This window comes from Paenibacillus sp. NMA1017, assembly GCF_058895805.1.
This window is the reverse complement of record NZ_JBZXYR010000002.1, coordinates 710,972-737,568: the sequence shown is the minus strand read 5'-3', so window position 1 is coordinate 737,568 and position 26,597 is coordinate 710,972. Positions and strand designations below refer to the sequence as shown.

Genomic DNA, 26,597 nt, shown 5'->3' with positions numbered 1-26,597 from the left:
TGTACTCTGTGCCCACCTTCATGTACAATAATAGGAAACATGTTGCTATCTAGGAGGTTTACAGAGCTATGCCCGTACGTCAAGAATCTGTGCAGATTGTATCTGCAATCCGTTCTAATCTGGAATCATGTATATTAGGTAAATCCTTTGAAATAAAATTACTGCTTACGGCTATGCTGGCGGGTGGACACATTCTGATCGAGGACGTTCCGGGTACGGGAAAAACGCAAATGATCAAGGCTCTTGCCAAATCCATGCGCGGTGATTACCGCCGTGTTCAATGTAATCCTGATATTCTCCCGAGTGATATTACAGGGGTATCCATATTTCATCCACGGGACGAGCGTTTTTATTTCCGTCCGGGTCCTGTGATGACTAATATTTTGCTGGCGGACGAAATTAACCGAGCGACGACGAAAACCCAGTCGGCTCTGCTGGAGGTTATGGAGGAACGCAGTGTGACGGTGGATGGGGACACGCATATGTTACCTCATCCTTTTATGCTGTGTGCGACCCAAAATCCAATTGATTTTGAAGGCACTTATATGCTGCCGGAAGCACAGCTAGATCGTTTTATGCTCAAAATCAGCTTGGGTTATCCTGACATAGAGACGGAGCGAAACATGCTGCTTCATCATCAGGCAGGCCAGCCAGCAGACCGTCTGGAGGCTGTAGCTCATATGGAGCAGATTGCTGACATTCAGCAGGAAATTAGAGGAATTTATATGGACGAAGCAGTGACGTCCTATTTACTTGATATCGTTCGTGCGACAAGAGAACATCCATCTGTGCTGTTGGGAGCTAGCCCTCGGGCTGCGCTTGCTTTTGTAATGGCTGCGAAGGCATACGCTTTTCTGGACAACCGTGACTATGTGCTGCCTGATGATGTGAAGGCGCTGGCACCTTATGTGCTAACGCATCGTTTGTTGCTGCGTCCCGAGGCGCGTCTGGATAGTTCCAATGCCCAGTCCGTGCTGCAGGCTGTCCTTCGGCAGGTACATGTACCCGTACGAATGGAGCGTCCTTAGGGAATGAATATGGTCAAAAGGAAGCGCAGGCTTCCCCGGCTGTCAGGCCGCATCTGGCTTCTGATGGTCATATGGGTGGTGTGCCTGCTATATTTGTTGTTTCAGGGCGGCAAGACGTCGGTCATGCTGTTGTCTATGGTTTCGCTGTTAATCGTTTATTTATGGATCGTTGGCCTGAACGGAGTTCGCCGTGTGCAAGGCTCCCGGCAGCTTTCGCAAGGCTCGGAGTTTGGAGAACTGCTGCATGCGGGAGATCAGGTGCATGTAAAGCTGAGCCTCAGCATTCCTGGTTTTCTTCCGTTACCCTATGTCATTGTCCGTGAGGTCCTCAAGCGACATACAGGTGAATCCTGGTCATTTGAGGACAGTGTCATTCCCAGTCTAAAAGGGGGCGGTCAGCTTACATTTCAGACTCCCGCTTTAGAGCGAGGGAGCTACCACTTTGAGGAAACTGAATGTGTGAGTGAGGACATCTTCGGTCTGTTGGAGCACAAAGGCAGATTGAACGCACGCGGTGAATTTCGGGTGCTGCCCCGAACGGTATTCATTCCGTATTGGCAGATGAATGACCGTCGCTCAAGGATGTCTGGACCGCAGACCGTTCAAACTCGAACGCGGCGTGAAACGACACAAATTAACGGTGTACGGGACTATGTATATGGGGATCGGTTTTCGCGCATCCACTGGAATGCGACGGCTCGTACAGGTAGCTGGAAATCTAAGGAATTTGAGCATGAGACAGTTCCTAAAACGATGCTTGTACTGGACGTACACATGAAGCATTATCTGAACGCCGAACAGTTTGAGCTAGCTGTATCCTCTACTGCTTCATTGCTGGAATATGGTGGACGGGAGCGAATGGGGGTTGGATTGTGCACAGCTGGAGAGAAAGGTACCGTCTTTCAGCCAAGTGAGCAGACAATGGAACGACAACGAATGATGCATCACTTGGTAGACATACACACCACTTCACAAGGTAGCTTGAATGCCGCTGTAGAAAGCAGTGTGCGCCAGTTTCCGCAAGGCTGTTATTTTATACTGATTAGTCCGCTGAAGGATTATCAGGCGATGGAGCTTCTTCGCTGGGCCGATACCCGGGGGATGACTCCGTGCCACGTCTATATCGGAGAAGGTTCTGCTGAGGGAAAAGCTGAAGAATGGATGAGCATGCTTCGTGCACGGGGAATCAAGGGCTACGATGTTGAGAGCCTTGAAGAGCTCCCGGCTGTAATGGGGGGAGGGACGCTATGAAGAGCTGGTTACAATCGTTAAAGGGTTCATGGGCCCCCGCTTTTACATTTTTATGGATTATTATTATTGCCATGCAATGGGTTTCTTTTGCCTCCGAATTATGGCTGGAAGAGACAAGAGCACTTGTATTGATGACCATTACAATGCTGGCTCTGGTGAAGATTGTACTACCATTTCGTCCTTGGATTGAATTTATTGTTAAGGCGGCGGCACTGTTTTTTATTTTGTATCGGACATTGGTGTCTTACTCCATTATTTTTCCCTTCGGAGGGGTAGCCAATCGCCTGGACCAATTTATTTCCAATATGTCTCCTTATATTTGGTTTTCCCTCATCGCTTGGCTAGTTATTGAAATGGTGCCGCTCATCGTTACAACGAAGCAGCGGATTCTTGTTTTTGTGGGTATTAATATTGCCGCGCTGGCAGTGCTTGATTCCTTCACGCCAACTGTACTGTGGGAGGAGGTTGCTTGGATCGTCTTTGCTGGTATGGGTTGGCTGGTGACACAACATCTGCAGTATTTTCGGCAGCATTATCCTCAAGGATGGAAGCATATTCGACGCTATCCATATAAAATAGCAGCCAATATTGCGGTCATTTTTGCGCTCATTATTATGGCTGGTGTCAATATGCCCGAGGTACAGCCAGCTTTGACGGATCCCTATACAGCGTGGACCCATAGAAATAGCCCAACCACCACCGGGATCAGCAATGGGTCTGGGGCACTGAATCAGCGGATGAACACCGCATCGGGTTATAGTCGCCAGGATAATCGGTTGGGTGGAGGTTTTAATTTCGATTATTCTCCTGTCATGACCATCACGACCACTCAGCGAAGCTATTGGCGGGGGGAAACAAAACGAACGTATTCCGGTACAGGCTGGAGTGACGGGGGCAACGATGATCAAACGCTAAATGATGTGTCAATGACCGCAGAGCTTGAAAACACACAAGAAACACGGCATTCGACTGAGCAGGTCGTTCAGACCATTACGATGCAAAACGACCAGAGCTATCCTGTTCTGTTTGGCGCTTATTCGGTGCAGCGTGTTCAATCGGTGGACAGAGATTCACGGGCAGACGGGTTACGTTGGAACCCGGAACAGGCGGAACTGCTTTGGAATCCATCCTCCCGAAGAACTGCTTATCCTAAAACGTATACTCTGGTATCGCATGTCCCTGTGATCCCTGAGAAAGAGCTACGCACAAAAACTTTTAATGAGTTGTACGGAAAAAACAAACAGGAAGCCTATCTACAAATTCCAGATGAGTTGCCACAGCGGGTTCGTGATTTGGCTCAGAACGTAACGTCAACGGCGAAAACGCCATATGAAAAAGTCGGATTACTACAGCAGTATTTGCAGCAAAATTATGCATATACGAACAATCCGGACCTCTCACGGAAAAGAAGCAGAGATTTTGTGGATGCCTTTCTGTTTGAGATTCGGGAGGGCTATTGCGATTATTATTCCACCTCATTAGTTATGATGGCTCGCTCCGTTGGGGTTCCAGCCCGTTGGGTCAAAGGGTATGCACCTGGTCAGCAGACGTTTTCAGATGATGCAACAACGCGTGAAGGTGACGAAAATATGTCCTCTTACTCCGTGACAAATGCGGATGCTCATTCCTGGGCGGAAGTATATTTAGGTGAATATGGTTGGGTTCCTGTAGAAGCTACGCCTGGCTTTGATATGCCGCTGCTTACGGAACAGGAGGATTCAAAGACTCCAGAAGCCCCAGAGGTTAAAGATCCGTCTGAACCGGAACAGCCTGAGCAGACCCCACAGATTAATCCGGAGGAAGGTTCAAAGATTCATCCTGTAATTATAGTTTCTGCTGCTGTAATTCTGCTGCTGTGGGCTGCTTATATCGTCTGGCGTAATCGGGCAGACATTCACTTTTTGCTGCTGCGTTTACGCAGAGGGAAGCCGCTGACCCCGGATGAAAAGGTGGTCGTCGAAACTGAACACTGGTTAAGGTACATGCGAAGAAAGGGATTTGTCCGCGCCAGTCACGAGACGCTGAGGGAATCAGTTGATAGATGGTCGCTAGAAGTACCGGAACACGCTTCAATTTTACATCAGCTGCTTGGACGATTTGAACAAGCGCGTTATAGTCCCTCCTCCGTAACCGCAGAAGATTGGCATATGGTTCGCCAGCAAGCCTCTCTGTTACACAAAGAAGGATGGATAAAACGATGGGCGGGACGAAAAGCTGCGTTGGATCAGAAGGATCAAGACTAGTCTAATTTTGATTAGGTTCAAATGCCGTCTATTTTAATCTTTAGCTATATATTAGTGAAAAAGCTGTCCGTTTGTTGCGGATAGCTTTTTACTAAGCCATAGTAATATGGTATAGTTTGTCGTATGAAACTGAGGTGACCGACGTTGTTTGAAATGCTGATGCCCAAATTACGGGTGAATACCGTCTTTGATATTGATCTTGAAGGTTTGTATGCTCAAGGATATCGCGGCATTATTACGGATCTGGATAACACGCTGGTCGGCGCAAAAGCGCCGAATGCAACTCCCGAGCTGGTGGCCTGGTTTGAGAAGGTCAAACAGGCGGGTTTTAAGCTTGTCATCGTGTCTAACAACAATATGGACCGTGTATCCGTGTTTGCTACGCCTTTGGACATTGAATTTATACATGCCGCACGGAAGCCCTCCAACTCGTCTTTTCGTAGAGCCATCCGTATGATGGGGCTGACTCCGGAAGAGACTATTATGGTCGGAGACCAAATGTTGACGGACGTATTGGGAGGTAACCGACTGGGATTGCATACGGTGTTGGTGCTACCGATATCCATTCATGATGAAGGAGTCATGACCCGCTTTAATCGGCGGCTGGAGCGAATCGCGCTCACAAGGTTACGTAAGAAAGGCTTATGGCTTGAGGAGGAAAAGAAGAATGACTGAAAGACCTGACGGCGGCACTGCCGTCAAATGTAGTGGTTGCGGTATCACCGTGCAGACCACTAGCCCGGAGCTTCCGGGATATATTCCTGAAAAATTGCTTACTCGCGAACCTGTCATCTGTCAGCGTTGCTTCCGGATCAAAAACTATAATGAGACGTCTTCAGTGACAGTGGATCAAGATGAGTTCTTGAAGCTGCTCAGCCAGATTGGCGACAAGGATGCACTCGTTATCCACATTGTAGATATTTTTGATTTTGAAGGTAGCTTGATTTCCGGTCTGCAACGCTTTGTAGGCTCTAATCCGGTTATACTGGCTGTAAACAAGACCGATTTGCTGCCTAAGGTAACGAATTGGAACAAGGTACGTAACTGGGTACAAAAGCAAGCGAAGGAGCAAGGACTACGCACGGAAGAAATCGTACTGTGCTCAGCTAAAAAAAATCAGGGCTTTGACCGTCTTTTGGATGTGGTATCTGAGCTCCGTGGTAACCGCGATGTATATGTGGTTGGAGCGACAAATGTGGGTAAATCCACGCTCATTAACCGTTTGATTCGTGATTATAGCGATATGGAGCAGGAACTCACAACGTCCCGTTACCCGGGAACTACACTCGATATGGTGAATATTCCGCTCGACGACGGCAAGCATATTATTGATACTCCGGGGATTGTATACCCTTGGCGATTCAGTGAAATCGTCTCCCGTCAGGACTTGAGCGCTATTATGCCGGACAAGCCGCTGAAGCCTGCTGCATATCAGCTTGATGCTGGACAAACATTGTTTTTCGGCGGTATGGCCCGATTTGATTTTGTGGAGGGTCAGCATCAATCATTTACCTGCTACATTAACGGTGGTCTTAAGATACATCGCACGAAGCTGGAGCGGGCTGATCAGTTGTTCGCTGATCATGCCGGGGAATTGTTATCTCCGCCAACACGCGATCAATTGGCAGAGATGCCGGAATGGACAAGACATGAGTTCCGCGTTCCACGCAAATCTCCATCGGACATCTACATTTCCGGTTTGGGATGGATTAGGGTAAATAGCGAGAACGGAGCTCTGGTTGCGGTTCATGCTCCTCGGGGAGTCCGTGTGCTTTTGCGGCCTGCGTTAATATAACGTTGCTGTAACCATGTTATAGGGCGGCAAGGAACAGGTACTGGTTCCTGCCGCCATTCATGTATTTGTGCGGCCTAATATTTTGCAATATGGGGGAGAGCAACGATGAACAGCGGGGAGTCTGAAGCGACCGAACAAGGTCCTGTACTATTGGGTGTATTGGGTGATCCGATCAAGCACTCCAAATCGCCTCTTATGCATAAAATAGCTTTACAGGCAGCGGGGATTGAAGGAGATTTTGTACCTCTTCATGTCAAACCGGATCAATTGGAAGATGCCATGAAGGGGATTCGCGCTTTGCATTTCCGCGGAGTCAATGTGACGATTCCCCATAAAGTCAAGGTTATGAAATATCTGGATGAGATTGATGAAGGGGCCAGACTCATTGGCGCTGTCAATACGATAGTGAATGACAATGGACGGCTTAAGGGCTATAACACGGACGGAATTGGCTACGTTCGTTCCCTCAAAGAAGAGACTTCTGTCGATTTGAAGGGCGCAAGAATTGCTGTTCTTGGAGCCGGTGGGGCTGCTCGTGGTGTGATTCATGCTTTATTGGAAGAGCAACCCGATTCGGTCATTATTTTGAACCGAACACGTGGCAAAGCTGAGCAACTGGCATTAGAGTGGACGACGGAAGCGATCCCAGTGAGGGGTTATTCCAACGAGGATGCCAAGAGCGTGCTCGCCACAGTGAATGTGTTGATTAACACAACCTCAGTGGGAATGTCTCCTTTATCGGATGAACTTCCACTGGAAACGAGCTTGATTCCAGAGGGAATCATAGTGAGTGATTTGATCTACAACCCGCTGGAAACGAGACTTTTACAGGAAAGCCGTGAACAGCGCGGCTGCACTGTACATGGGGGCTTGGGCATGTTCGTGTACCAAGGGGCTGTGGCTTTTGAGTATTTTACAGGGGTTGTCCCTGCTGTAGAGCAAATGAGAGCGGCTGTGCTGAGTAGCCTGTCGTGAATAAGATTGAACATTAAAATTATGGAAATGCTGCATTGCATATGTAGCGACGAAGGGGTTAAATATACATGCTAACAGGTAAACAAAAAAGATATTTGCGTTCAATGGCGCATCATTTGGACCCGGTTTTTCAAGTAGGTAAAAACGGTACGAATGAGCATCTTATGCGTCACATCAACGATGCGATTGAAAAGCGTGAGCTGATGAAAGTGCAAATTTTGAACAACTGTTTGGACGACAAGCATGAAATTGCGGAAGAACTGGCCGCGGAGACAGGTTCTGAGCTTGTTCAGATCATTGGGAGCACTATTATTTTGTACAAAGAATCCCGTGATCATAAGGAAATCGAGTTGCCTAGAGGATAACACGCGGGGAGAAAATTATGAAAATCGGTATTATGGGTGGTACATTTGACCCGATTCATATTGGACATCTGCTGGCTGGAGAAGCGGCAAGAGATGCCTATGGGCTGGATCAAGTATGGTTTATGCCTTCTCATATTCCTCCGCACAAGCATCAGGCGGGGGCGAGCGGTAAAGAACGTCTGGAGATGACGAGTGAAGCGGTGGCGGGTCATCCTGCTTTTGAAGTGCTGGATATTGAAGTGCTTCGCGGGGGAGTATCCTATACCATTGACACGATCAAGGAGCTTCAGGAGTTGCATTCTGCTGTGGATTTTTATTTTATTATTGGTGCGGATATGGTGAACTACTTGCCTCATTGGCAGGGAATTGAGGAACTGGCGCAGCGAATTTGTTTTATTGGTGTTCGGCGTCCAGGGTTCCAGCTTGCGTTGGATGAGTTGCCGCATTATTTGCAGGACAAGGTACTGCTGGCGGATATGCCAGTGGTGGACATTTCGTCGACGGATATTCGAGAGCGTGCAGCGGAAGGGCGCACTATCCGCTATCTTGTGCCTGATCGTGTGCATGACTATATTACAAGGGGCGGTTTGTATGAAGTACAGCCGTGAGCAATTAATGGAAGCCGTATCTGTTCAAATGCCTGAAAAGCGCTGGAAGCACACACTAGGTGTTATGCATACCTCAGTCGAGCTTGCGAAGCGCTATGGAGCAGATTCGGATAAGGCAGAACTGGCGGCTATTTTGCATGATGTAGCGAAATATTGGCCTGTCCAGCAGATGGAAGAGGTGATTCGCAGTCATCCCGAATGTGATCAGGAGCTTTTGGAACATGACAAGCAGCTCTGGCATTCAGAGGTAGGATACTGCGTTGCAGCAAGAGATTACGGAGTGGATGATCCGGAAATAAGGAATGCGATCCGCTGGCATACGTCAGGGCGCGTAGGTATGAGCTTGCTGGACAAAGTCGTGTGTCTCGCTGATTACATCGAACCGGGACGGGATTTTCCGGGGGTTGAGCATATCCGTAAACAGGCAAAGAAAAGCTTGGAGCAGGGCCTTATTGCTGGATTTGACTCCACGATTTCATTGTTGCTGGAGAAGAAAAAGGTTATTTTTCCACTGACGGTCTTGTCGCGCAATGACTTGATTCAACAACTAAAACAGAGAAAAACGGAGGTTTATGAATGACCCTAACTAATGAGCAATTAATGCAAACAGCGGTTGATGCTGCAAATGATAAAAAGGCAATGAATATTGTCGCACTGGATTTGCGGGGAATATCACTAGTAGCGGATTATTTTGTAATCTGCCACGGTAATTCGGATACACAGGTACAGGCGATTGCAACAGAAATTCGCAAACGCGCTCATGATGAAGGTGTAACCATCAAAGGAATCGAAGGAATGGATTCTGCCCGTTGGGTTCTAATGGATTTGGGGGATGTCGTAGTGCATGTCTTCCATCGCGACGAGCGCGAATATTATAACATTGAACGACTCTGGTCGGATGCTAAGGTTGTGGAAAAGGTATGAGTTTGATCGCCGGTACTTATGTCACCATTATGGTGGATCGTGAGGTATCTCCTTTCGGCTATTTTCTCACTGTTGGGGAGCAGGATGTGCTGCTGCATTATACGGAGCTGACACGTGAAATTGAAGTTGGTGAACGGTTGGAGGTATTTATTTTTCACGATACAGAGGACCGCTTGGCCGCAACCATGAAAAAGCCGTTCTTGTCGTTGGGCGAAATGGCAAAGCTTGAGGTGGCCGATGTGCATCCGCGTTTGGGTTGTTTCCTGGAGATGGGATTGGGTCGTCAGCTTTTGCTGCCGATTCGTGAGTTGCCAGAAAATCGGGATTTGCATCCTCGGGTGGGCGACTACGTGTATGCCATTATGGAGCATGACAAGCAAGGCAGACTGCGGGCTAAGCTGGCAGGAGAACAGGAGCTGGCTCCGTTGTGCTTCCACGCCCCTGATTCATGGCTGAATACGTGGGTGCAGGCGACTGTGTACAAGCCGCTTCAAATGGGCACATTCGTTCTGGTGGACGGAGGTGTGCTTGGTTTTGGCGCGATTGGGATGATTCACTCCTCGGAACGCAACCGGATGCTTCGCTTGGGCGAAGAGGTTAAGGTACGGGTCACACTTGTTCGCGAAGACGGTCGGGTCAATCTGGCAATGTCGCCACGCAAGGAAGTAGGCCGTGATGAGGATGCGGATCGGTTGATTGCTTTTCTGAAGGAGCGTCCGGGTGGCGGAATGCCATACTCCGACGCAACGCCGCCGGATATTATCAAGCAACGGTTTGGTATTAGTAAATCCGCCTTCAAGCGTGCGATGGGCAAGCTGATGAAGGAAGGAATGGTTACACAAAAGGAAAACTGGACCTACCTGGTGGAGAAAATGCCGAAACCGAAGGACGGGAATGGGGAATAAAAAATGGCTTCTTACCGGAAGTTTGCCTATGTGTATGATGAGCTGATGCAGGACATGCCGTACCCGGACTGGTTGCGCTTTGCACGGCAGGCTTGGGATCAGTACGGTATGCCGCATACGGTGGCCGAGCTGGGCTGCGGAACGGGTTCGATTACGATTCCCCTAGTTAACTCGGGCTTTGAGGTGGCTGGAATCGACTTATCCTCTGACATGCTGGCAGTAGCCCGTCGCAAAATGGAGACCACTCCACAGGGACAGCGATTGTTTCGTGAGGGAAGCGTTCGCTGGATACAGCAGGATATGAGAGAATGGATTTTACCTGAACCTGTAGATTCTGTGATTTCTTTTTGCGATTGTCTGAATTACTTGTTGGAGGAAGAAGATATCATTTCTACTTTTCGTAGAACGCATGCTGGTCTGAAGCCTGGTGGAACCTTCTTGTTCGATGTACATCATCCGCAGACGTTTTTACGTTATGATGAAGAGCAGCCTTTCGTACTGGACGAACGCTCTATCTCGTATATCTGGACATGTGCGTTAGACACTCCCCGTTGTGAAATTGAGCATCATCTTAGTATCTTTGCGAAAGCAGAACATGAAGGACGCGATCTATACCAGCGTTTCGAGGAAATACATGTACAACGTGCCTATGACCCAGACTGGATGAAGGCAGAATTGTCCAAAGCGGGTTTTCGCGATGTGAAGGTATATGCGGATTTTGAATGGGTAGAAGCAGAAGATGACGCGGCGAGACTGTTTTATGTTGCTGTAAAATAGCAAAGATTCATTGAACGAATATGGGAAAAAAAGACGCTTTTCATGATGACATGAAGGGCGTCTTTTTGCACTTATATATTCACTTTATAGTTCAACTGAAGCTCATCACCCGGTACACCCCGAATGCCCCAGTTCTGTTTGGGTGTTTCAAATATAGTAATCTCAAGATCCTGTGGAGAAATACCCAAAAGATCGTTAATTCTTTGGAATAACAGGCTAATGAGTTGCTTCTTAGCTTCTGTCGTTCTGCCTTCAAAGATACTGATTTCAATAATGGTGTACGCCTCAGAGCGACCATCGGCATATATAAAATCTTCCTGATCCATAGGAAAAAAACGATGAAACCTCTTGTCAGGAGGATATTTGAACGCATCCACCACAGCAGAATGAATCACCTCTGAAAGTTGCTTTTTGATTGGATTTAGAGTCTCTTTTATTCCGTAAATTTTAATCTGTGCCATTTCTCAGCTCACCTTTCTTATCTCAACTCATCTCAACTTGAAGCGATTTAACTCGGAATTATTATAAAACATTCGTATGCATGTGTCATGAACAATTAGTATGGAGAGGGTTCTTAACACCAAAGGTAGTCCTTATTTGACTTTTTTCGCGGTTTTCAATATAATAGTGCCATTATTAACGGTTAAACAATCGCTGATGAGGAATAGTAGCTTTGTCTGGACATGTAGAGAGCCGGCGGGTGGTGCAAGCCGGTTGACAGCGCAAAGCGAACTCGCCTCGGAGATATGCGTCCAACGCAGGAACGCCCTATACTGGTGCTTGTATCCTGTTATTAACCCGCATCGGATCACCTCCGTTATCAGGTGCAAAGGGAGTAGAACGCGAAGAACGCTTTCTGCTAACTAGGGTGGTACCACGGGAATATAACCTCTCGTCCCTAGCGCTGACACGCTACGGGATGCAGAGGTTTTTTTGTTGCATACCGTTTGAGGAGGAAAAGACAATGACAGACACACAGCCGAAGCACGGCTATCAACCGCAAAGTATTGAACCAAAATGGCAGAAATATTGGGATGAGAACAAGACGTTCCGCACCGGGGAAGAGCCGGACAAACCGAAGTTTTATGCTTTGGATATGTTTCCGTACCCATCTGGAGCCGGCCTGCATGTAGGCCACCCGGAGGGCTACACAGCTACGGATATTGTTTCACGTTATAAAAGAATGCGCGGCTACAACGTACTGCATCCGATGGGTTGGGACGCCTTCGGTCTGCCTGCGGAGCAGCATGCGCTGGATACAGGGGAGCACCCACGCGAAATTACGGTGAAAAACGTAAATAACTTCCGCCGTCAAATCAAATCGCTCGGCTTCTCCTACGACTGGGATCGTGAAATCAGCACGACGGATCCTGATTATTACAAATGGACACAGTGGATCTTCATCCAGCTGTACAAGCGCGGCCTTGCATATGTAGCTGAAGTACCTGTGAACTGGTGCCCAGCGCTGGGAACGGTGCTGGCGAATGAAGAAGTTATTGACGGTAAGAGTGAGCGTGGCGGTCATCCGGTCGTCCGTAAACCAATGCGTCAATGGATGCTGAAAATTACGGAATACGCGGATCGTCTGCTGGATGATCTGGAGGAACTGGATTGGTCTGAGAGTATTAAGGATATGCAGCGGAACTGGATCGGTAAGTCTACCGGGGCAGAGGTTCGTTTTCCAATTGAAGGCTATGACGAGCAACTCACAGTATTTACAACTCGCCCAGATACACTGTTCGGCGCAAGCTACTGTGTGCTGGCACCAGAGCAGGAATTGGTGGATATTATCACTACGCCTGAGCAAAAGGATGCTGTACAACAGTACCGTGAACAAGCTGCTCGTAAAAGCGATCTGGAGCGTACGGATCTAGCCAAGGATAAAACAGGCGTATTCACAGGAGCTTATGCAGTGAACCCGGTGAACGGCGAAAAGCTGCCGATCTGGATTGCTGACTATGTACTGGCAGGCTACGGAACTGGAGCAATTATGGCTGTACCTGCTCACGATACGCGTGACTGGGAATTTGCCAAGCAATTCGGATTGAATATCATTGAGGTTGTCCAAGGTGGAGATGTGGCTAACGAGCCATATACTGAGGATGGACCGCACGTCAATTCAGGCCCACTGAATGGACTTACCAACGAGGAAGCGATTCCGAAGATGATTGAATGGCTGGAAGCCGAGGGCAAAGGACACGGCAAAGTCACCTATCGTCTGCGTGACTGGCTGTTCAGCCGTCAACGCTATTGGGGCGAGCCAATTCCGGTAATTCATCTGGAGGATGGAACAATCAAAACGGTTCCTGAGGACCAACTGCCGCTCGTGCTGCCGGAGATGGACAATATCAAGCCTTCAGGTACAGGTGAATCCCCGCTGGCGAACGCAACAGATTGGGTGGAAACCATTGATCCTGAGACAGGTATGAAAGCACGCCGCGAGACGAATACAATGCCGCAATGGGCAGGAAGTTGCTGGTATTACCTGCGCTTTATTGATCCGAAAAATGACAAAGAGCTTGTATCCAAAGAGAAACAGCGTGAATGGATGCCTGTTGACTTGTATATTGGCGGAGCGGAACATGCGGTTCTTCACTTGCTGTATGCCCGTTTTTGGCATAAGGTACTGTATGATATCGGTGTAGTGGAAACGAAAGAGCCTTTTTATAAGCTGGTCAACCAGGGCATGATTTTGGGCAACAACAATGAAAAAATGAGTAAATCACGCGGTAATGTTATTAATCCTGACGATATTGTCAATACGTTTGGCGCCGATACGCTGCGTATTTATGAGATGTTTATGGGGCCGCTGGAAGCGACCAAGCCATGGAATGAGAATGGGGTAGAGGGAGCACATCGTTTTCTGTCCCGCGTATGGCGCCTGTTTGTTTCCGAGGATGGTAGCCTGAACGATAAAATTACAAATGACGGCGGTAGCGATGAGTTCAATCGTACTTGGCATAAAACGCTGAAAAAAGTAACTGAAGATCTGGATGCGCTGCGCTTCAATACAGCGATCAGCCAGCTGATGATCTTCACCAACGATGCATACAAAGCAGACCTTCTGCCGCGTGCAGCAATGGAAAACTTCGTGCAAATGCTGTCGCCGCTTGCACCCCATTTGGCCGAGGAATTGTGGCAACTGCTGGGGCACAATGATAGCATTACCTACGCGGCTTGGCCTGCTTATGATGAAGCATGGACGGTGGACGCCGAAGTGGAAATTGTTGTGCAAGTGAATGGTAAAATCGTGCAGCGTGCAACGATTGCCAAGGACCTTGATGCTAAAGCGATGGAGGCATTCGCTGTGTCGTTGGACAATGTTCAGCAGGCACTGGCCGGCAAAACGATCCGCAAGGTAATTGCTGTTCCAGGTAAGCTGGTTAATATTGTTGCCGGTTAATTGGCTTTAAGCCGAAGGAGACATCTACCTTTTGCGTGTCCTCTTCATACTTGTTGTGCGTGGCCTGTATCAGCTCGGGAAAGACACTATGCAGGCTGATGTCCAACAGTGCGAGAGCTTCGGCGGTAATACCTCCGGGAACCGCTACTCTGGCCTGTAACTCGGCTGGTGTCATCCCGCCTTCCGTGAGCAGCTTTCCAGTGCCGATGATCATTTCACCGGCCAGGGCACATAGCTCCGTACGGTCTATACCTGTAGCTTGAACTGCTGCTTGAATCCACTGGTCCATAAAAAAGGCCAAGAAAGCAGGACCGCAACTCGAAAAATCCGATGTGATCCGAGTATGAGATTCTTTAACCCGAATTGGCCTGCTGATGTGGGACATAAGCTCTTCCAGAAGGGTGCGGTCCTCCTCTGTAATCCGGCTTCCATGGATGCATAGTGAGGCTCCGCTGCCCACTTGGTGGGTGATACTGGGGATAATTTTGGACACTTTGGCTTTCAGTGCATGCTCCAAAATACGAATCTGCACCGGGCTTGTGATAGATACGACGATTTGCTCTTCTGTAATAACGTTGCGTATTTCATCCGTTACGGCTTTTGATTCCAGCGGCTTCACACAGATAAACAGAACATCGCTTTCCGCTGCCGTTTCACGGTTGCTTTGGGCTGCATGCAAACCTGGATAACGACGGGCTAGCTCGGTTACCTTGGAATATGTTCGATTGCTTGCTGATATTTGCTGCGGCTTGAGTGCGTTAGAATTAATAAAAGACTCAATTAGCAGACTTCCCATGCTGCCAGTCCCGATAAATCCAACTTTCATTGTTCAACGTCCTCCTTTCATACTTTGCGGTATAGACGCTGTGCTGTCATTCTTCTTAGTGTATGCACCTGGTCTTGGCCGACATGACGAATTTTATGTCTGAGCATGTTAGATCGTGCCCGGGGTCGTACCACTTTTTTAAAAAAATGCTCACAGCGAGACCGTATGGAGGTTGTTTGCACCCTCCGGTTTAACGGGAATTGGACAGACTTGCTCTGTTTGATTGAGACGGTGTTTTCAGTCGGCTCACAATTTCCCGAAATCCATGTGGAGTAGGGGACGATATGGAAATGAAACGCGTATGGACAGGAACAGCGATAACGCTTGCTGTAATCGGGAGTGGACTTATTTTATTTGCCGGAGGACAGCGCACTGAGCCGCAAGAAGAGTGGACTTTACTTAACCATAAGGTGGAGCAGGCTATAGCAATGGATTCAGAGCCAAATGAGTCGCAGCGCAGTAGTGACTATGCTCATGAAAAGCCTGCTGTAAAAGAACCTTCAGACAAAGCTGAACGCAGTAGGAATGCCGAAGCCGCTGATAATGTGAAACGTGATACTGTGCAGATTTCTACTGGTGTATCTGCTGCTGTGAGCGAAAACTCTATTGCGGGAAATTCAAGTACCGTAAAGCAGTCAGGTGTTGCGGATCCGAGCTCAGACACAGGTACCGTCAGTTCGAGTGGTGCAACGACAAGTAGAACCAATACGGTAAGTGATTCGGTTACTGCACCCGTTTCCGGCGAAAAAAAGGTAAACATCAACACGGCGACTGCTGCCGAGTTAATGGAGCTGCCAGGGGTTGGGGCTAAAAAAGCCGAGGCTATACTGAACTACCGTAATCAGCACGGGGCGTTCAAACGTGTGAACGATTTGGATCATGTAAAGGGAATCGGAGCTAAAATGTTGGCGAAAATGAAGCCGTATGTCAGCTTGTGACTTATATAAGATTATAATGTACAGGCCCTGAGAACGGCGGTAGCGGATATGTTTTACGTTTTAACTTGTTTATACGGGAGAGATGGAAATGAGTGCAGATGTACGCAAGGACTGGGACACCTATTTCATGGATATCGCTTATATGGTATCCACCCGTTCGCGCTGTGCGCGGCGTCATGTTGGAGCCGTACTTGTACAAGGTAAAAAGCTCTTGGGGACGGCCTATAATGGAGCACCATCCGGGGTGCCTGACTGTTCTGAGGCAGGCTGTATGATCTCAGAGGAGTACGAGGTCGTTCACCATGATGGGCGCGAGGAAATGGTTAAAAAGCAGCGTTGTGTTCGCACTATTCATGCGGAGCAGAACCTGCTGCTGTTTACTGACCGAATTGATCGTGAAGGCTCTTCGGTATATGTCACCGACCAGCCATGCTGGACGTGTGCCAATATGTTGGCGAACAGCGGTATTGTGGAGATTGTATACCACCGACCTTATCCCAAAGATGCCGACAAGGTTCGTGCTATGATGGAGGAAAAGGGAATCGCCTTTCGTATGCTGAAGACCTATTATCCACCGAAAGAAACGCTGATGGATGTAATGAATTAAAAAGTAACGAGGAAGAACCTCTGACGAATGCTATTTTGTCAGAGGTTCTTTTTGTTTTGTGTTTTTTGGACAGAAAGCAATGTTTGCTACCGGAAGGTGATTGTATTCAAGCTAAATTTGTGTTAACTAGGCCTATATTGATCCTTACTGTTTGTTGGATTACAGGAAGTGCGGGAGCATGTCTCTATTCTGGACGGCTGCTTTTGTTGCTCTGGGCGGGGGTTACCCTGATCTTTCCGCTTATAGCTTTATTGATGAAAATCCCCATCCGCCATATGGTATTACTTTGGCTTGCATTCAGCGGTGGTGGATTTCATTGGTTTTGGCATGATACGCATAATGTTAGCAGTATTCCCGATGCTCTTCATGTATCGTCTTCTAAGGTGGAAGATATGCCTGTTGAAGTTGCAGGGCTTATCGCTTCTGAAGTACAGGTAGATGGTGATCGAACACAGTTTGAGATGAGAGTCACCTCAATCAATCACTACGGAAGTCATTCGAAAAAGGGCGAGAATCGTACACCAATTTCTGAACAGGTCATTGTTCATATCAAGTTAGCTGCCAAGCAGGAACAGCAACTTGCGGCAGCATGGCAGCGTGGAGATGCTGTCCTACTGCGTGGCACCTTAAAGGCTCCTGCAAAAGCGGGGAACTTTGGTGGCTTTGATTACAGTGAATACCTGCACACACAGGAAATTCACTGGCTTTTCAAAGGCGATGGGGTAGCCTCGTTACAGAAGCAGGAGGCATCACTGTGGAACCGCTACACTTTGTTCAGATGGAATGATCAGCTTAGGGAGCAGCTAGGGCAGAGAATGGAATCGGCATTTACATCACTTCATCACGCAGGATATATGAAAGGACTGGTACTTGGGGTAACAGATGAGTTGGACCCAGCAACCTATAACGAGTTTACGCAGCTTGGTTTAACGCATATTTTAGCAATATCGGGCATGCATGTGGCGGTATATGCAGCTACACTATTATATTTACTCAAGCTACTAAGAGTTAGCCGTGAGACATCTCTTACGATCGTGATGATACTCATTCCGGCATATGTCCTGCTGACAGGTGCTTCTCCCTCTGTTGTGAGGGCGGGAATTATGGCGATGATCGGCTTGTTTGCAGCCCGACGAGGGTTGCTCAAAGACGGACTTAATATTCTAAGTATATCTGCGTTGTTCATGCTGATTTGGAATCCGTATTATCTACTTAGCGTCAGCTTTCAGCTTTCCTTTTTGGTGACAGGTGGGTTGCTCATTTATATGCCGCTTATGAAGTCGTTTTTCGCCAAATGGCCTTTCTTAATCGGCGGTGAAGTTGCCATTACAATTACGGCACAACTTGTTTCGTTTCCAATGACGGTATTCTACTTTAATCAATTTTCGTTGTTATCATTTGCGGCTAATTTTGTGCTTGTACCCCTTATTACATATATCGTGCTTCCATTAGGTACGGTGGCGATGGGGATTTCCTTTTTGTGGGAGGATGGGGCTCGTATTCTTGCGTGGCCGGCAGAGCAATTGAACGATTTGACCTTTTTACTAGTAAAATGGCTGAATGTGGATGATGCTTATGTGAGTATTTGGCCGTCTTCCTCCATCCTGTGGGTCATGGCGTATTACGCAGCTCTGTACAGTGTTTTGTACTGGCTCACAACGTGGCTGACATCCCGCAGGCAAACGAACTACATTACCGTCTTGAATTCTACTCCCATTTCATCACCTATCTATACAGGATTAGCAGCTTCTCCAGAATGGGCGGCTATATTGCATACGGCTCCTGAACCTGAGGGAGCAGGGAAATTTGCTCGTCGACAGTGGAATGGCTATCGTCATCTGGCACTGGCCCTAAGTGTTATTGCTTGGCTTGGAATATTGTATACAGGTTATCAATCTCCTGGTGGGGGAAATACAGGAATTGTCCAATATCTGGACGTGGGCCAAGGTGACAGTATTTTAATTACAACGCCGGGCGGGAAACATATCTTGGTTGATGGCGGGGGTACAATGGATTTTGCGACAGGGAAAAATGCTTGGCGCAAGCGTGCAGATCCCTACGAGGTAGGTGAAGATACGATTGTACCCTTGCTAAAGCAACGAGGTGTGCATCGCCTCGACGCTGTCATTTTAACGCATGGAGATCATGATCATGCAGGAGGACTACAGGCTGTGCTTGACCAGATTCCCGTATCTACCTTGTTTTTTAATGGTACCCTGACAGATAAGGCCCCATTCCGTAAGCTGTTGAACACGGCTTTAGACAAGCAGATAAAGCTGTATGGCGCATATCATAGTATGGAATGGGAACCAGACCAGGCTACGAAAATCCGCTTTCTCTATCCGTTTACGCTACCGGAGAACGAACCTGAGCAGTTGCCTGTTATGAAGGAACAGAATCATTATTCCGTTGCCATGATATTGGAGATGGAGGGAGCCTCTTTTTTGTTCACAGGAGATATGGATGATGCAGCAGAGTCGTCGTTGCTCTCTGAATTAACTCGTTTTTCATCAAGTGTGAAAGATGAGGGAGCAACGGGGGCTGTAAGGAAAGCTATAGACGTCATAAAAATAGCACATCACGGCAGCAAGTACTCCACCTCGGAAGAGTGGTTATCCTACTGGCGACCGAAAGTATCCGTTATATCGGTCGGTGCGACCAATACTTACGGACATCCGAATGAAGCGGTATTGGAACGTTTATCGGCAGTTGATTCTGCTATATATCGAACAGATACGATGGGAGAGATACAGATTCGAGCGCAGCAAGGAAAACTGAGTGTGCGGTACCAACGCAAACAGTACAAAACAGATACTAATACAACAACACACTAAAACGGGTGCTCACTCTCAGGAGTGGGCTGTTTGCATTGAATCCAATCTGCATGGACAGTAGCTGTAAGCTTTGATAGAATCATATAAGTAATGAAAATGAGAATCATTATTAACGGGAGGAATATTGTGAGTTATTTTAAATTTAGAGTATCAGCTTGTTTGTTCATCATTTCGTTAATGCTGGTATTGAGCGCATGCGCTACAAGTGGGGGTGGGACTGTAACTGAAAGCGGTCAAACGACTGCTCCTAAGACAACATCAGCTGGAGATGAAGCTGCTACACGTACATATGAAAGTGATAAAGGTACAATTACTCTTCTTATTTAATGTTGGGTATTAGAGGCGACGGAACAGACCAAGGAAAAGATATTTTATCTAAAAGTGTGTGGAAGAACCTTTCTGCCGTTAAATCAGGTAGAGTATATCAATACTCAATCGACGATTTTTATTTTCAAGATCCGATTGCTCTGACTTATCAATTGGAACTCATATCGGATTTTTTGGTTTCCAAGAAGTAACAATATGATCTTGCAGCTCGATAGGCTAGCATTTAGATGTATGTAGGAGCTAGGGGAAGGTGACTACCTTCCCTTTTTCTGTTATTCTTAGGGAGGATACGCTGGGGATTCTGGGCTTTTTGGTATAATTTTTTTTGTTAAAAAAATAAAATTAGTGTCAGACGTCTATCTGCAACAATTTGCAAAATGGATACGTCTGTAATATTGCAGGGAGAGGGGGATCCTTTGTGGTAGAGCAGGGACTCATTCGAGCCGCTCAATCGGGCGATCGCGACGCTCTCATTACCCTATTAAGAGAGATAGAACAGCATGTGTACCGTACGGCATATTACATTCTAAACAATGAGCAGGACGCCATGGATGCTTCACAAGAAGCCCTCATACGGATCTATTCCAAAATTAACTCTTATGAGGAAAAAGCGCAGTTTAAAACCTGGGTCCAACGCATTGTAACGAATATATGCATCGACAAATTCAGAAGAACGAAACCCTCGGTTTCCATTGACGAGCACGACATGATATTCAACGATCCCCAAAATGTGGAGGTCGAGGTGTTGACCTCTTACATGGCACAGGATGTTCGTGAGGCTATACAACAGCTTCCGGAGCACCACCGGACGGTAATTGTCTTAAGATATTTGCAGGATTTCTCCTATAACGAGATTGCAGATTCTCTGGATTTGCCGCTAAATACGGTCAAGTCATACTTATATCGTGCAAGACAGCAATTGCAAGGGCTACTTCAGGAATATCAGAAAGGTGGTGTATCAGGATGAAGTGTGGGGAAGAGGTGATGGATTGGATGCAGCGTTATGTGGATCATGAGCTGGGCGAAGAAGAGACGTCCCAATTAATGAACCATATTGCGACTTGCCCGGACTGTGCGGAAAAATTTCTTATTCTTCAGACACTCTCTCGCGAGCTGGAGGAATTGCCTGCGGTTTCCCCGGCGTTCAGCCTGGTGGATTCCATCATGCCTCAGCTTGATGCCATTGACCGCGCACGCGAAGAGCAGGGAAGTGCGCTTCAGGAAATGCAGCCTGTGGCTGTAGAGCCTGGACCAGTGCCTAGACAACGTACCCAGCCTACACCTTGGTGGAATAGAATGGCTGGGCGTGCTGCTATGGGCGTGGCTGCCGCTGCTGTTGTACTGGGGATTGTAGTATTTAACTTCGAGCCTAAAACAGTGCAGGATGCGGAAGGCATACTTACAACCCAGTCGCCCGAAGTGACGAATCCGCAGAATCAGACGGAAATTACAGATACAGCCAATGGCAGTGGAGGCCGTGATGCAGCCATTGGTTCGGATTCTACACAGCAGCCGCCAGAGCAGGGGCAAGGAACAGATGCATCGCAGCCACCTGCGGATAAAGATCCTGATCTGAGCAAACAAGGTGCAACCAATGCAGACGATGAAAAGAACTCTTCCAAACGGGATGCTGGGAAACGTGACGATCAGCGAACTAGGGAGGAAGATTCGACGAAGTCTGCACCAGCTGAACATTCTTCTCGGCAGGATGAAGGACAGGGACGGCTACGTACGGATCGTCAGGTGACAAAGGAAAATCCGTCTGCTGAAGATGCTCCTAAATCTGAGGACAAACCGTTATATCAGGAAAAATCTGATCAACCCGCGATTGCTCCTGATGAACAGTTGGAACCGAAAATGGAAAAAGCACCCCTAGCGGGTACGGGTAACGCTCAGGACGATAATAATGGTAACACAAGTACGAATGATTCTTCTTCGTCGCTTAGTCAGGATTTGAAGGTACAGGATCGAATTGCATCAAATGAAACGTCGAAAGAAACGACTTCCAAAAGTATCACCAAGGATTCGGGCAATGCCTTGGGAACGGATAGCAGCAATGCAGCTTCTAATGATCAGCAATCATCCGTGTCACAAGACCCGGTTCGTAAAGAAGGCTTTGTATCTAATTCATTGGTCTCTCCGGACAATAATAATGCTTCCAGCTATAGTGCCCAATCCGCCTCTACAGATCAGCTTAACTCGCCCGATGGCAGCTATGCGGTGGCTATTGAGGGCAAAAAGCTGAAAGTGTATAAGCTTTCCGATAACGGTGTAGACCGAACAACACTGGAAGTCCGTACTTTAAAAGGTGCCTGGGTCAAGGGAAGCTGGTCAGAAGACAGCCAGACCTTTATGTATGAGACGGAGCAGGATGGGACAGCAAGTAAATATACGTACACCGTCCCGCGCAGCACTGGAAAATAGTTTCCGTAAGTTGACACACTTTTAAAAACAGAGAATAAACTATATGAACCGACGTCGTATCCCGACGGCGAAAGTTTCTAGAGCTTTCTGCTGCCGTGTTGATATAGATGGTGGTGAAGGGACCCTGCCTATAGGCAGGGTCCCTTCGTTTGTATCATGACTTGCCTTCCGGTCGGATGTCGGGTACGATCAGTGGGTGGGGGGAACGGAAAATGGATGTAAAAACAGCCTCTAAGGCTATTCGCAAAGGCGACATTTCGTCAGTGTATTTGCTATACGGCAGTGAAAAATATCAAATGAAGCAGTTTGTTGAGATGCTTAAAGAGAAAGTGGTGGAAGAGGAGCATCGTGACTTCGCCATCATTCCTTATGACTTAACCGAAACGCCAATTGAGGTGGTCGTGGAGGAGGCGGAAACAGCGCCTTTTCTGGTACCGAAGAAGCTGATTATTGTACGGGATACCAGTGTATTTGCAGCAGGCAAAGATAGCGGTAAGATAGAGCACCGGCTTGAGACTCTGTTGACTTATATGGATAACCCGACTGACTATAGCGTTATCGTTTTTACGGTTCAGGCTGAAAAGTTGGATGAACGGAAAAAGATTGTCAAAAAACTGAAAAGTGATGCTTCGGTTATTGCCTTTGCTCCAATGGGTGGAGATGATCTTGTGGCTTGGATTCATAAGCGTGCAGGAGAAAGAGAAGTGCAATTGGCTGCAGGAGCTGCTGAAAGCCTCATTCAATTCACAGGTACCGGGCTGCAATCCTTGGCTGCCGAGATAGACAAGCTCTGCTTGTACGCAGGAGCACAGGGAACGATCTCATCCGCTGATATAGAATCCCTGGTGCCTCGTAACACAGAGCAAAACGTATTTGCGATGGTTGAGGATCTGGCTAATTTGCGGCTGGATAAGGCGCTTAGTATTTTTTATGAATTGCTTAAGCAAAAAGAGGAACCGATTAAGATTGCCGCTTTGATCACGCGACAGTTCCGTATTATGTTACAGGTCAAAGAGCTGGCAGGTCAAAGCTATTCCCAGCAACAAATTGCGAGTCAGCTTAGTTTGCATCCTTATGGGGTGAAAGTTGCAGGGGACCAAGCGCGGAGGTTCCGTCCTGAGCAGTTGCGTCAGCTTCTCTACGATTTGGGCGAGCTGGATTATCATATGAAAACAGGTGTCGTTGACAAGGTACTGGGACTGGAACTATTTTTGATGAAAATGGGTGCGGGGGCTTCAATCTAATTCCACATATGCTGTTATAGAGTCAGCTAATGTAGCGTGGAAAGCTGGCTCTATAAATTAATAAAAGTTATAAACTAAAAAAACCTGATCAGCCAAGGCTGGTCAGGTTTTTTTCATTAACGTATGAAAGTAGCTCTTGCTTACGCTTGAGCTGTAAGAGCGTTAAGTTTTTTCGCCAAGCGAGATTTCTTGCGAGCAGCTGCATTTTTGTGGATCAGACCTTTAGTTACAGCCTTGTCCAGCTTTTGGGAAGCTACTTTGAAAGCAGCAGCAGCAGTTTCAGCTTCGTTACCTACCAACGCTGTATCGGCAGCTTTTACTGCTGTACGAAGCGCGGATTTTTGGGAAGCGTTCAACGCACGGCGTTTGTCGCTAGTTTTAACGCGTTTGATAGCGGATTTGATGTTTGGCATTACATTCACCTCCTGTAAAGGCATTACTTATGAACACAAACGTTTCACAACTTAAAATATTTTAGCATGCCACACCTCAAATTGCAATAAGAAAACATTCTGAGGCGATGCGAATTACAGGATGAAAATGGATGTGCATAAACCTGTTGGGTGTCTCGCACACTATAGTCAAAGATGGCATCCAAGGAGGCTTAAAAGATGGATCTGGATTTGCAGAAGTATGCGGTACGCACGGATTTGGCATTAGAGGCAAGAGAATTGGCCGAACGGGATCAGCCTGTACCCCTGGCGGGCATAAGTGAGAACGTGGAGGAAGATAACGGAATCAAAATCACACGGCTGGATGTACTGAATGAAGAAGGAGCCAACCGTATTGGGCGGGTACAAGGGCATTACGTCACGCTGGAAGTACCCGGCTTGCGTGAAGGCGATACGGGGCTCCAACAACGTGTAGCTATTGCATTTGCAAAAGAAATGGAGCATTTTATACAAAAAATAGGGATCTCTAATACGGCAAAGGTACTGGTGGTAGGTCTGGGCAACTGGAACGTCACTCCCGATTCGCTGGGTCCACTTGTCGTTGAAAATTTGATGGTAACTCGTCAATTTTTTGAACTGACACCTGATCAAATCAACCCGGGTTATCGAGATGTGAGCGCAATTGCGCCGGGCGTCCTGGGTATTACGGGGATTGAGTCCAGTGAAATCGTTCAAGGCATCGTGGATCGCACAAAGCCAGAACTGATTATTGCCATTGACGCTCTGGCGTCACGTTCACTAGAGCGTGTCAATACGACCATTCAGGTGGCCGATATCGGGATACATCCGGGTTCCGGCATTGGCAACAAGCGGCGAGGTATTACCAAGGATATTATGGGTGTTCCGTGTATCGCTATCGGCGTGCCAACGGTGTGCTACGCTTCGACCATTGTCAATAATGTAATTGAACTGATGAAAACACATTTTACCAAAGAAAAGGCTTCTACAAAAGCAATCCTGGGGATGTTGGACGATATTTCAGAACCTGAGAGACTTGGGTTGGTGAGAGAGGTACTACAACCGCTGGGGCATGATCTGATTGTGACTCCTAAAGAGATCGATGAATTTATTGAAGATATCGCGAATATCATTGCTACTGGATTGAACGCTGCTTTGCACGAAGCTGTGGATCCTGGCAATGTCGCCGCATATACGCATTAATCAAGGGTTGGTACAATCGTATTTCAATACACAAGAGTCTCTATTTAACAGGAATCTAATCTCTTTCAAAAAGGGAAGTGATATACCTGTGGTAGAGATTTTTTGTGTTCTAGCAATTGTTCTCCGTTCATAGAGTTGAAGTATAAGAGATTTCCGCAGCAGATAGGAACCCTATGTTCCGAATATAAAGCGGGTTTCGACGGGACGAAGGAGGACAAGGCTCACATGAAAAAAATTCAGACCTGGAACGTCGGAAGATGGAGAAGGAAAGGTATCGAAATTTTGGCGATGGGACATACGCTTGTGCTGCTGATCATGGGCTCGGCGCTTTTATTTGTCGTTTTGGGGCTAGGGGGATTGGCAGAAAATCGTTTACAAACCTCTCCTGTTTCTTCCATGAAAGGATTGGCAGGTTCGGTGTCCAGCGGTTTTTTTGCGGATATGCTAGGAATGGAAGTACCTCATTTGGCACAAAAGAAGCAGCAATCTTCGTTGTCGGGTGAACAATGGTCGCCCTTTGTTTTTCAGATGCTTACAGGTATTAATCCGCAGGACCCCAAAAGTCTCATTTCTCGTGAAATTCCTGGCATGTCTGCGGGAGCGCCTGTCTTGCTGCGCAAGGGTTCGGGGAACACCAAGGTAGAGGGTCCTACGGATTATCAGCCCGATCAGGGAACGACGGATGATCCTGGTGGTTCAGATGCATCTGAGAATCCACCGACTACTACACCGGATATTCCAACAACACCAGAAACAGATCCGGTACGTGAGGATCATCCAGGTGATGCGGCCAAAGGGGACAAGCGTATATTAATCTACCATTCTCACCCCAGAGAAGCATATAACCCACTACTCAGTAAAACCAGTTCCAATCCCAATTCAGGTTCTAAATCAGCCAATGTGTCAAGGGTAGGGGACTTTGTAAAGAAGAGGCTGGAAAAGCAAGGGATATCCACACTGCATGTAAACAAGGATTATGCCACTACAGTTCAAAATTACAATTGGAACTATTCCTATAAATATTCACGCGAAACAGTCAAGGAGGCTTTGGCTGGAAATAAAGGTTTAACTTATTTGCTTGATATCCATCGAGATTCACAACGTCACGGAAAAACAACAGCAACCATTAATGGGCTCTCTTATGCCAAGGTGTATTTTATTATCGGACATGACAACAAAAATTGGCGCGAAAATGAAGCTTTTGCTGCTCGTATTCATGAAAAACTGGAAAAATCGTATCACGGCGTATCACGTGGTGTATGGGGGAAAGATGGTGGCAAAGGCAACAACGGTGAATACAATCAAAGCTTGTCTTCGCATAGCATTTTAATTGAAATCGGGGGTATTGACAACACCGAGGAGGAGTTGAAACGTACCTCGGACGTTTTGGCGGACATGATCGGTGAAGTGTATTGGGAAGATCAGAAAGCTCAGAAAGCGGGCACTAACGTATCGGATACAAAAAAGAGCAACAGCGGCAATTAAATGAGGTAGCGGTAAGGGGGAAAGG

The 26,597-nt window shown here is 47.4% G+C and carries 26 protein-coding genes and 1 other annotated feature; of the genes, 23 read left to right on the top strand and 3 right to left on the bottom strand.

Going from position 1 to position 26,597, the window contains the following annotated elements:
• Positions 1–68 precede the first annotated feature (68 nt).
• From AC5ELV_RS08550 to AC5ELV_RS08495, 12 genes are all read left to right on the top strand, one after another.
• Positions 69–1,028 carry an AAA family ATPase gene (locus AC5ELV_RS08550; protein WP_493429839.1) on the top strand — a complete coding sequence of 320 codons (960 nt, stop codon included), beginning with the start codon at positions 69–71 and terminating at the stop codon, positions 1,026–1,028.
• Positions 1,029–1,031: 3 nt separating this feature from the next.
• A complete protein-coding gene (locus AC5ELV_RS08545; protein ID WP_493429838.1) occupies positions 1,032–2,279 on the top strand; it encodes a DUF58 domain-containing protein in 1,248 nt (415 codons plus the stop codon).
• Positions 2,276–4,522: a transglutaminase TgpA family protein gene (locus AC5ELV_RS08540; protein ID WP_493429837.1), complete on the top strand. Its 2,247-nt coding sequence runs from the start codon at positions 2,276–2,278 to the stop codon at positions 4,520–4,522. The genes AC5ELV_RS08545 and AC5ELV_RS08540 overlap by 4 nt, the downstream gene beginning before the upstream one ends.
• A 144-nt stretch (positions 4,523–4,666) precedes the next feature.
• Positions 4,667–5,197: a YqeG family HAD IIIA-type phosphatase gene (locus AC5ELV_RS08535; protein ID WP_013311200.1), complete on the top strand. Its 531-nt coding sequence runs from the start codon at positions 4,667–4,669 to the stop codon at positions 5,195–5,197.
• On the top strand, positions 5,190–6,317 hold the full coding sequence (gene yqeH, locus AC5ELV_RS08530; protein ID WP_025723401.1) for a ribosome biogenesis GTPase YqeH: 1,128 nt from the start codon (positions 5,190–5,192) through the stop codon (positions 6,315–6,317). The genes AC5ELV_RS08535 and yqeH overlap by 8 nt, the downstream gene beginning before the upstream one ends.
• 105 nt (positions 6,318–6,422) lie before the next feature.
• Positions 6,423–7,292, top strand: a complete 870-nt coding sequence (gene aroE / locus AC5ELV_RS08525) for a shikimate dehydrogenase (RefSeq protein ID WP_493429836.1) — start codon at positions 6,423–6,425, stop codon at positions 7,290–7,292.
• Positions 7,293–7,360: 68 nt separating this feature from the next.
• Positions 7,361–7,657 (top strand): ribosome assembly RNA-binding protein YhbY, encoded by a 297-nt coding sequence (gene yhbY, locus AC5ELV_RS08520; protein WP_013311197.1) that lies wholly within the window; start codon positions 7,361–7,363, stop codon positions 7,655–7,657.
• A 17-nt stretch (positions 7,658–7,674) separates the two neighbouring features.
• Positions 7,675–8,265, top strand: coding sequence for a nicotinate-nucleotide adenylyltransferase (gene nadD, locus AC5ELV_RS08515; protein ID WP_071641885.1), 591 nt, complete (start codon positions 7,675–7,677; stop codon positions 8,263–8,265).
• Entirely contained in the window at positions 8,249–8,845 is a 597-nt protein-coding gene (gene yqeK, locus AC5ELV_RS08510; RefSeq protein ID WP_493429835.1) for a bis(5'-nucleosyl)-tetraphosphatase (symmetrical) YqeK, read from the top strand. The genes nadD and yqeK overlap by 17 nt, the downstream gene beginning before the upstream one ends.
• A complete protein-coding gene (rsfS, locus tag AC5ELV_RS08505) occupies positions 8,842–9,189 on the top strand; it encodes a ribosome silencing factor (RefSeq protein ID WP_013311194.1) in 348 nt (115 codons plus the stop codon). The genes yqeK and rsfS overlap by 4 nt, the downstream gene beginning before the upstream one ends.
• Positions 9,186–10,094: a CvfB family protein gene (locus AC5ELV_RS08500; protein WP_029515375.1), complete on the top strand. Its 909-nt coding sequence runs from the start codon at positions 9,186–9,188 to the stop codon at positions 10,092–10,094. Before rsfS ends, AC5ELV_RS08500 begins: the two co-directional genes overlap by 4 nt.
• Positions 10,095–10,097: 3 nt before the next feature.
• Entirely contained in the window at positions 10,098–10,871 is a 774-nt protein-coding gene (locus AC5ELV_RS08495) for a class I SAM-dependent DNA methyltransferase (protein ID WP_307347115.1), read from the top strand.
• Positions 10,872–10,942: 71 nt separating this feature from the next.
• Here the strand turns inward: AC5ELV_RS08495 and AC5ELV_RS08490 are convergent, their stop codons facing one another.
• Positions 10,943–11,332, bottom strand: coding sequence for a tautomerase family protein (locus AC5ELV_RS08490; protein WP_493429834.1), 390 nt, complete (start codon positions 11,330–11,332; stop codon positions 10,943–10,945).
• Positions 11,333–11,516: 184 nt separating this feature from the next.
• Positions 11,517–11,774 (top strand) — a binding site (T-box leader).
• Between the two features lie 61 nt (positions 11,775–11,835).
• On the opposite strand from AC5ELV_RS08490, the gene leuS reads away from it, so the two are divergent.
• The gene (leuS, locus tag AC5ELV_RS08485) at positions 11,836–14,274 is read left to right on the top strand and encodes a leucine--tRNA ligase (RefSeq protein WP_493429833.1); all 2,439 of its coding nucleotides are present in this window, start codon (positions 11,836–11,838) and stop codon (positions 14,272–14,274) included.
• On the opposite strand, the gene comER is transcribed toward leuS, so the two are convergent.
• Positions 14,255–15,100: a late competence protein ComER gene (gene comER, locus AC5ELV_RS08480; RefSeq protein ID WP_493429832.1), complete on the bottom strand. Its 846-nt coding sequence runs from the start codon at positions 15,098–15,100 to the stop codon at positions 14,255–14,257. The two genes, leuS and comER, sit on opposite strands and share 20 nt — an antisense overlap.
• Positions 15,101–15,390: 290 nt before the next feature.
• On the opposite strand from comER, the gene AC5ELV_RS08475 reads away from it, so the two are divergent.
• The 8 genes from AC5ELV_RS08475 (at position 15,391) to holA (ending at position 23,474) form a co-directional block, all read left to right on the top strand.
• Positions 15,391–16,038 (top strand): ComEA family DNA-binding protein, encoded by a 648-nt coding sequence (locus tag AC5ELV_RS08475; RefSeq protein ID WP_493429831.1) that lies wholly within the window; start codon positions 15,391–15,393, stop codon positions 16,036–16,038.
• Positions 16,039–16,126: 88 nt separating this feature from the next.
• The gene (locus AC5ELV_RS08470; protein ID WP_493429830.1) at positions 16,127–16,645 is read left to right on the top strand and encodes a deoxycytidylate deaminase; all 519 of its coding nucleotides are present in this window, start codon (positions 16,127–16,129) and stop codon (positions 16,643–16,645) included.
• A 178-nt stretch (positions 16,646–16,823) separates the two neighbouring features.
• Positions 16,824–16,976 (top strand): hypothetical protein, encoded by a 153-nt coding sequence (locus AC5ELV_RS08465; protein WP_493429874.1) that lies wholly within the window; start codon positions 16,824–16,826, stop codon positions 16,974–16,976.
• Positions 16,906–19,479, top strand: coding sequence for a DNA internalization-related competence protein ComEC/Rec2 (locus AC5ELV_RS08460; protein WP_493429872.1), 2,574 nt, complete (start codon positions 16,906–16,908; stop codon positions 19,477–19,479). Before AC5ELV_RS08465 ends, AC5ELV_RS08460 begins: the two co-directional genes overlap by 71 nt.
• A 126-nt stretch (positions 19,480–19,605) precedes the next feature.
• On the top strand, positions 19,606–19,806 hold the full coding sequence (locus AC5ELV_RS08455) for a hypothetical protein (RefSeq protein WP_493429829.1): 201 nt from the start codon (positions 19,606–19,608) through the stop codon (positions 19,804–19,806).
• 418 nt (positions 19,807–20,224) lie between these two features.
• Positions 20,225–20,773, top strand: coding sequence for an RNA polymerase sigma factor (locus AC5ELV_RS08450; protein WP_013311184.1), 549 nt, complete (start codon positions 20,225–20,227; stop codon positions 20,771–20,773).
• Positions 20,770–22,230 carry an anti-sigma factor family protein gene (locus AC5ELV_RS08445; RefSeq protein WP_493429828.1) on the top strand — a complete coding sequence of 487 codons (1,461 nt, stop codon included), beginning with the start codon at positions 20,770–20,772 and terminating at the stop codon, positions 22,228–22,230. Before AC5ELV_RS08450 ends, AC5ELV_RS08445 begins: the two co-directional genes overlap by 4 nt.
• A gap of 212 nt (positions 22,231–22,442) precedes the next feature.
• A complete protein-coding gene (gene holA, locus AC5ELV_RS08440) occupies positions 22,443–23,474 on the top strand; it encodes a DNA polymerase III subunit delta (RefSeq protein ID WP_493429827.1) in 1,032 nt (343 codons plus the stop codon).
• Between the two features lie 140 nt (positions 23,475–23,614).
• On the opposite strand, the gene rpsT is transcribed toward holA, so the two are convergent.
• Positions 23,615–23,887: a 30S ribosomal protein S20 gene (rpsT, locus tag AC5ELV_RS08435; protein WP_013311181.1), complete on the bottom strand. Its 273-nt coding sequence runs from the start codon at positions 23,885–23,887 to the stop codon at positions 23,615–23,617.
• A 198-nt stretch (positions 23,888–24,085) separates the two neighbouring features.
• Between rpsT and gpr the strand changes: the two genes are divergently transcribed.
• A complete protein-coding gene (gene gpr / locus AC5ELV_RS08430; RefSeq protein ID WP_039272306.1) occupies positions 24,086–25,087 on the top strand; it encodes a GPR endopeptidase in 1,002 nt (333 codons plus the stop codon).
• 225 nt (positions 25,088–25,312) lie between these two features.
• Positions 25,313–26,572 carry a stage II sporulation protein P gene (locus tag AC5ELV_RS08425; protein WP_493429826.1) on the top strand — a complete coding sequence of 420 codons (1,260 nt, stop codon included), beginning with the start codon at positions 25,313–25,315 and terminating at the stop codon, positions 26,570–26,572.
• Positions 26,573–26,597 lie beyond the last annotated feature (25 nt).

Excerpts from the sequence above, each read along its gene's own strand:
- AC5ELV_RS08550 (WP_493429839.1), top strand. The coding sequence starts at position 69 with ATGCCCGTACGTCAAGAATCTGTGCAGATTGTATCTGCAATCCGTTCT.
- AC5ELV_RS08545 (WP_493429838.1), top strand. The coding sequence starts at position 1,032 with ATGAATATGGTCAAAAGGAAGCGCAGGCTTCCCCGGCTGTCAGGCCGC.
- AC5ELV_RS08540 (WP_493429837.1), top strand. The coding sequence starts at position 2,276 with ATGAAGAGCTGGTTACAATCGTTAAAGGGTTCATGGGCCCCCGCTTTT.
- yqeH (WP_025723401.1), top strand. The coding sequence starts at position 5,190 with ATGACTGAAAGACCTGACGGCGGCACTGCCGTCAAATGTAGTGGTTGC.
- aroE (WP_493429836.1), top strand. The coding sequence starts at position 6,423 with ATGAACAGCGGGGAGTCTGAAGCGACCGAACAAGGTCCTGTACTATTG.
- yhbY (WP_013311197.1), top strand. The coding sequence starts at position 7,361 with ATGCTAACAGGTAAACAAAAAAGATATTTGCGTTCAATGGCGCATCAT.
- nadD (WP_071641885.1), top strand. The coding sequence starts at position 7,675 with ATGAAAATCGGTATTATGGGTGGTACATTTGACCCGATTCATATTGGA.
- yqeK (WP_493429835.1), top strand. The coding sequence starts at position 8,249 with ATGAAGTACAGCCGTGAGCAATTAATGGAAGCCGTATCTGTTCAAATG.
- rsfS (WP_013311194.1), top strand. The coding sequence starts at position 8,842 with ATGACCCTAACTAATGAGCAATTAATGCAAACAGCGGTTGATGCTGCA.
- AC5ELV_RS08500 (WP_029515375.1), top strand. The coding sequence starts at position 9,186 with ATGAGTTTGATCGCCGGTACTTATGTCACCATTATGGTGGATCGTGAG.
- AC5ELV_RS08495 (WP_307347115.1), top strand. The coding sequence starts at position 10,098 with ATGGCTTCTTACCGGAAGTTTGCCTATGTGTATGATGAGCTGATGCAG.
- AC5ELV_RS08490 (WP_493429834.1), bottom strand. The coding sequence starts at position 11,332 with ATGGCACAGATTAAAATTTACGGAATAAAAGAGACTCTAAATCCAATC.
- leuS (WP_493429833.1), top strand. The coding sequence starts at position 11,836 with ATGACAGACACACAGCCGAAGCACGGCTATCAACCGCAAAGTATTGAA.
- comER (WP_493429832.1), bottom strand. The coding sequence starts at position 15,100 with ATGAAAGTTGGATTTATCGGGACTGGCAGCATGGGAAGTCTGCTAATT.
- AC5ELV_RS08475 (WP_493429831.1), top strand. The coding sequence starts at position 15,391 with ATGAAACGCGTATGGACAGGAACAGCGATAACGCTTGCTGTAATCGGG.
- AC5ELV_RS08470 (WP_493429830.1), top strand. The coding sequence starts at position 16,127 with ATGAGTGCAGATGTACGCAAGGACTGGGACACCTATTTCATGGATATC.
- AC5ELV_RS08465 (WP_493429874.1), top strand. The coding sequence starts at position 16,824 with ATGTCTCTATTCTGGACGGCTGCTTTTGTTGCTCTGGGCGGGGGTTAC.
- AC5ELV_RS08445 (WP_493429828.1), top strand. The coding sequence starts at position 20,770 with ATGAAGTGTGGGGAAGAGGTGATGGATTGGATGCAGCGTTATGTGGAT.
- holA (WP_493429827.1), top strand. The coding sequence starts at position 22,443 with ATGGATGTAAAAACAGCCTCTAAGGCTATTCGCAAAGGCGACATTTCG.
- rpsT (WP_013311181.1), bottom strand. The coding sequence starts at position 23,887 with ATGCCAAACATCAAATCCGCTATCAAACGCGTTAAAACTAGCGACAAA.
- gpr (WP_039272306.1), top strand. The coding sequence starts at position 24,086 with ATGGATCTGGATTTGCAGAAGTATGCGGTACGCACGGATTTGGCATTA.
- AC5ELV_RS08425 (WP_493429826.1), top strand. The coding sequence starts at position 25,313 with ATGAAAAAAATTCAGACCTGGAACGTCGGAAGATGGAGAAGGAAAGGT.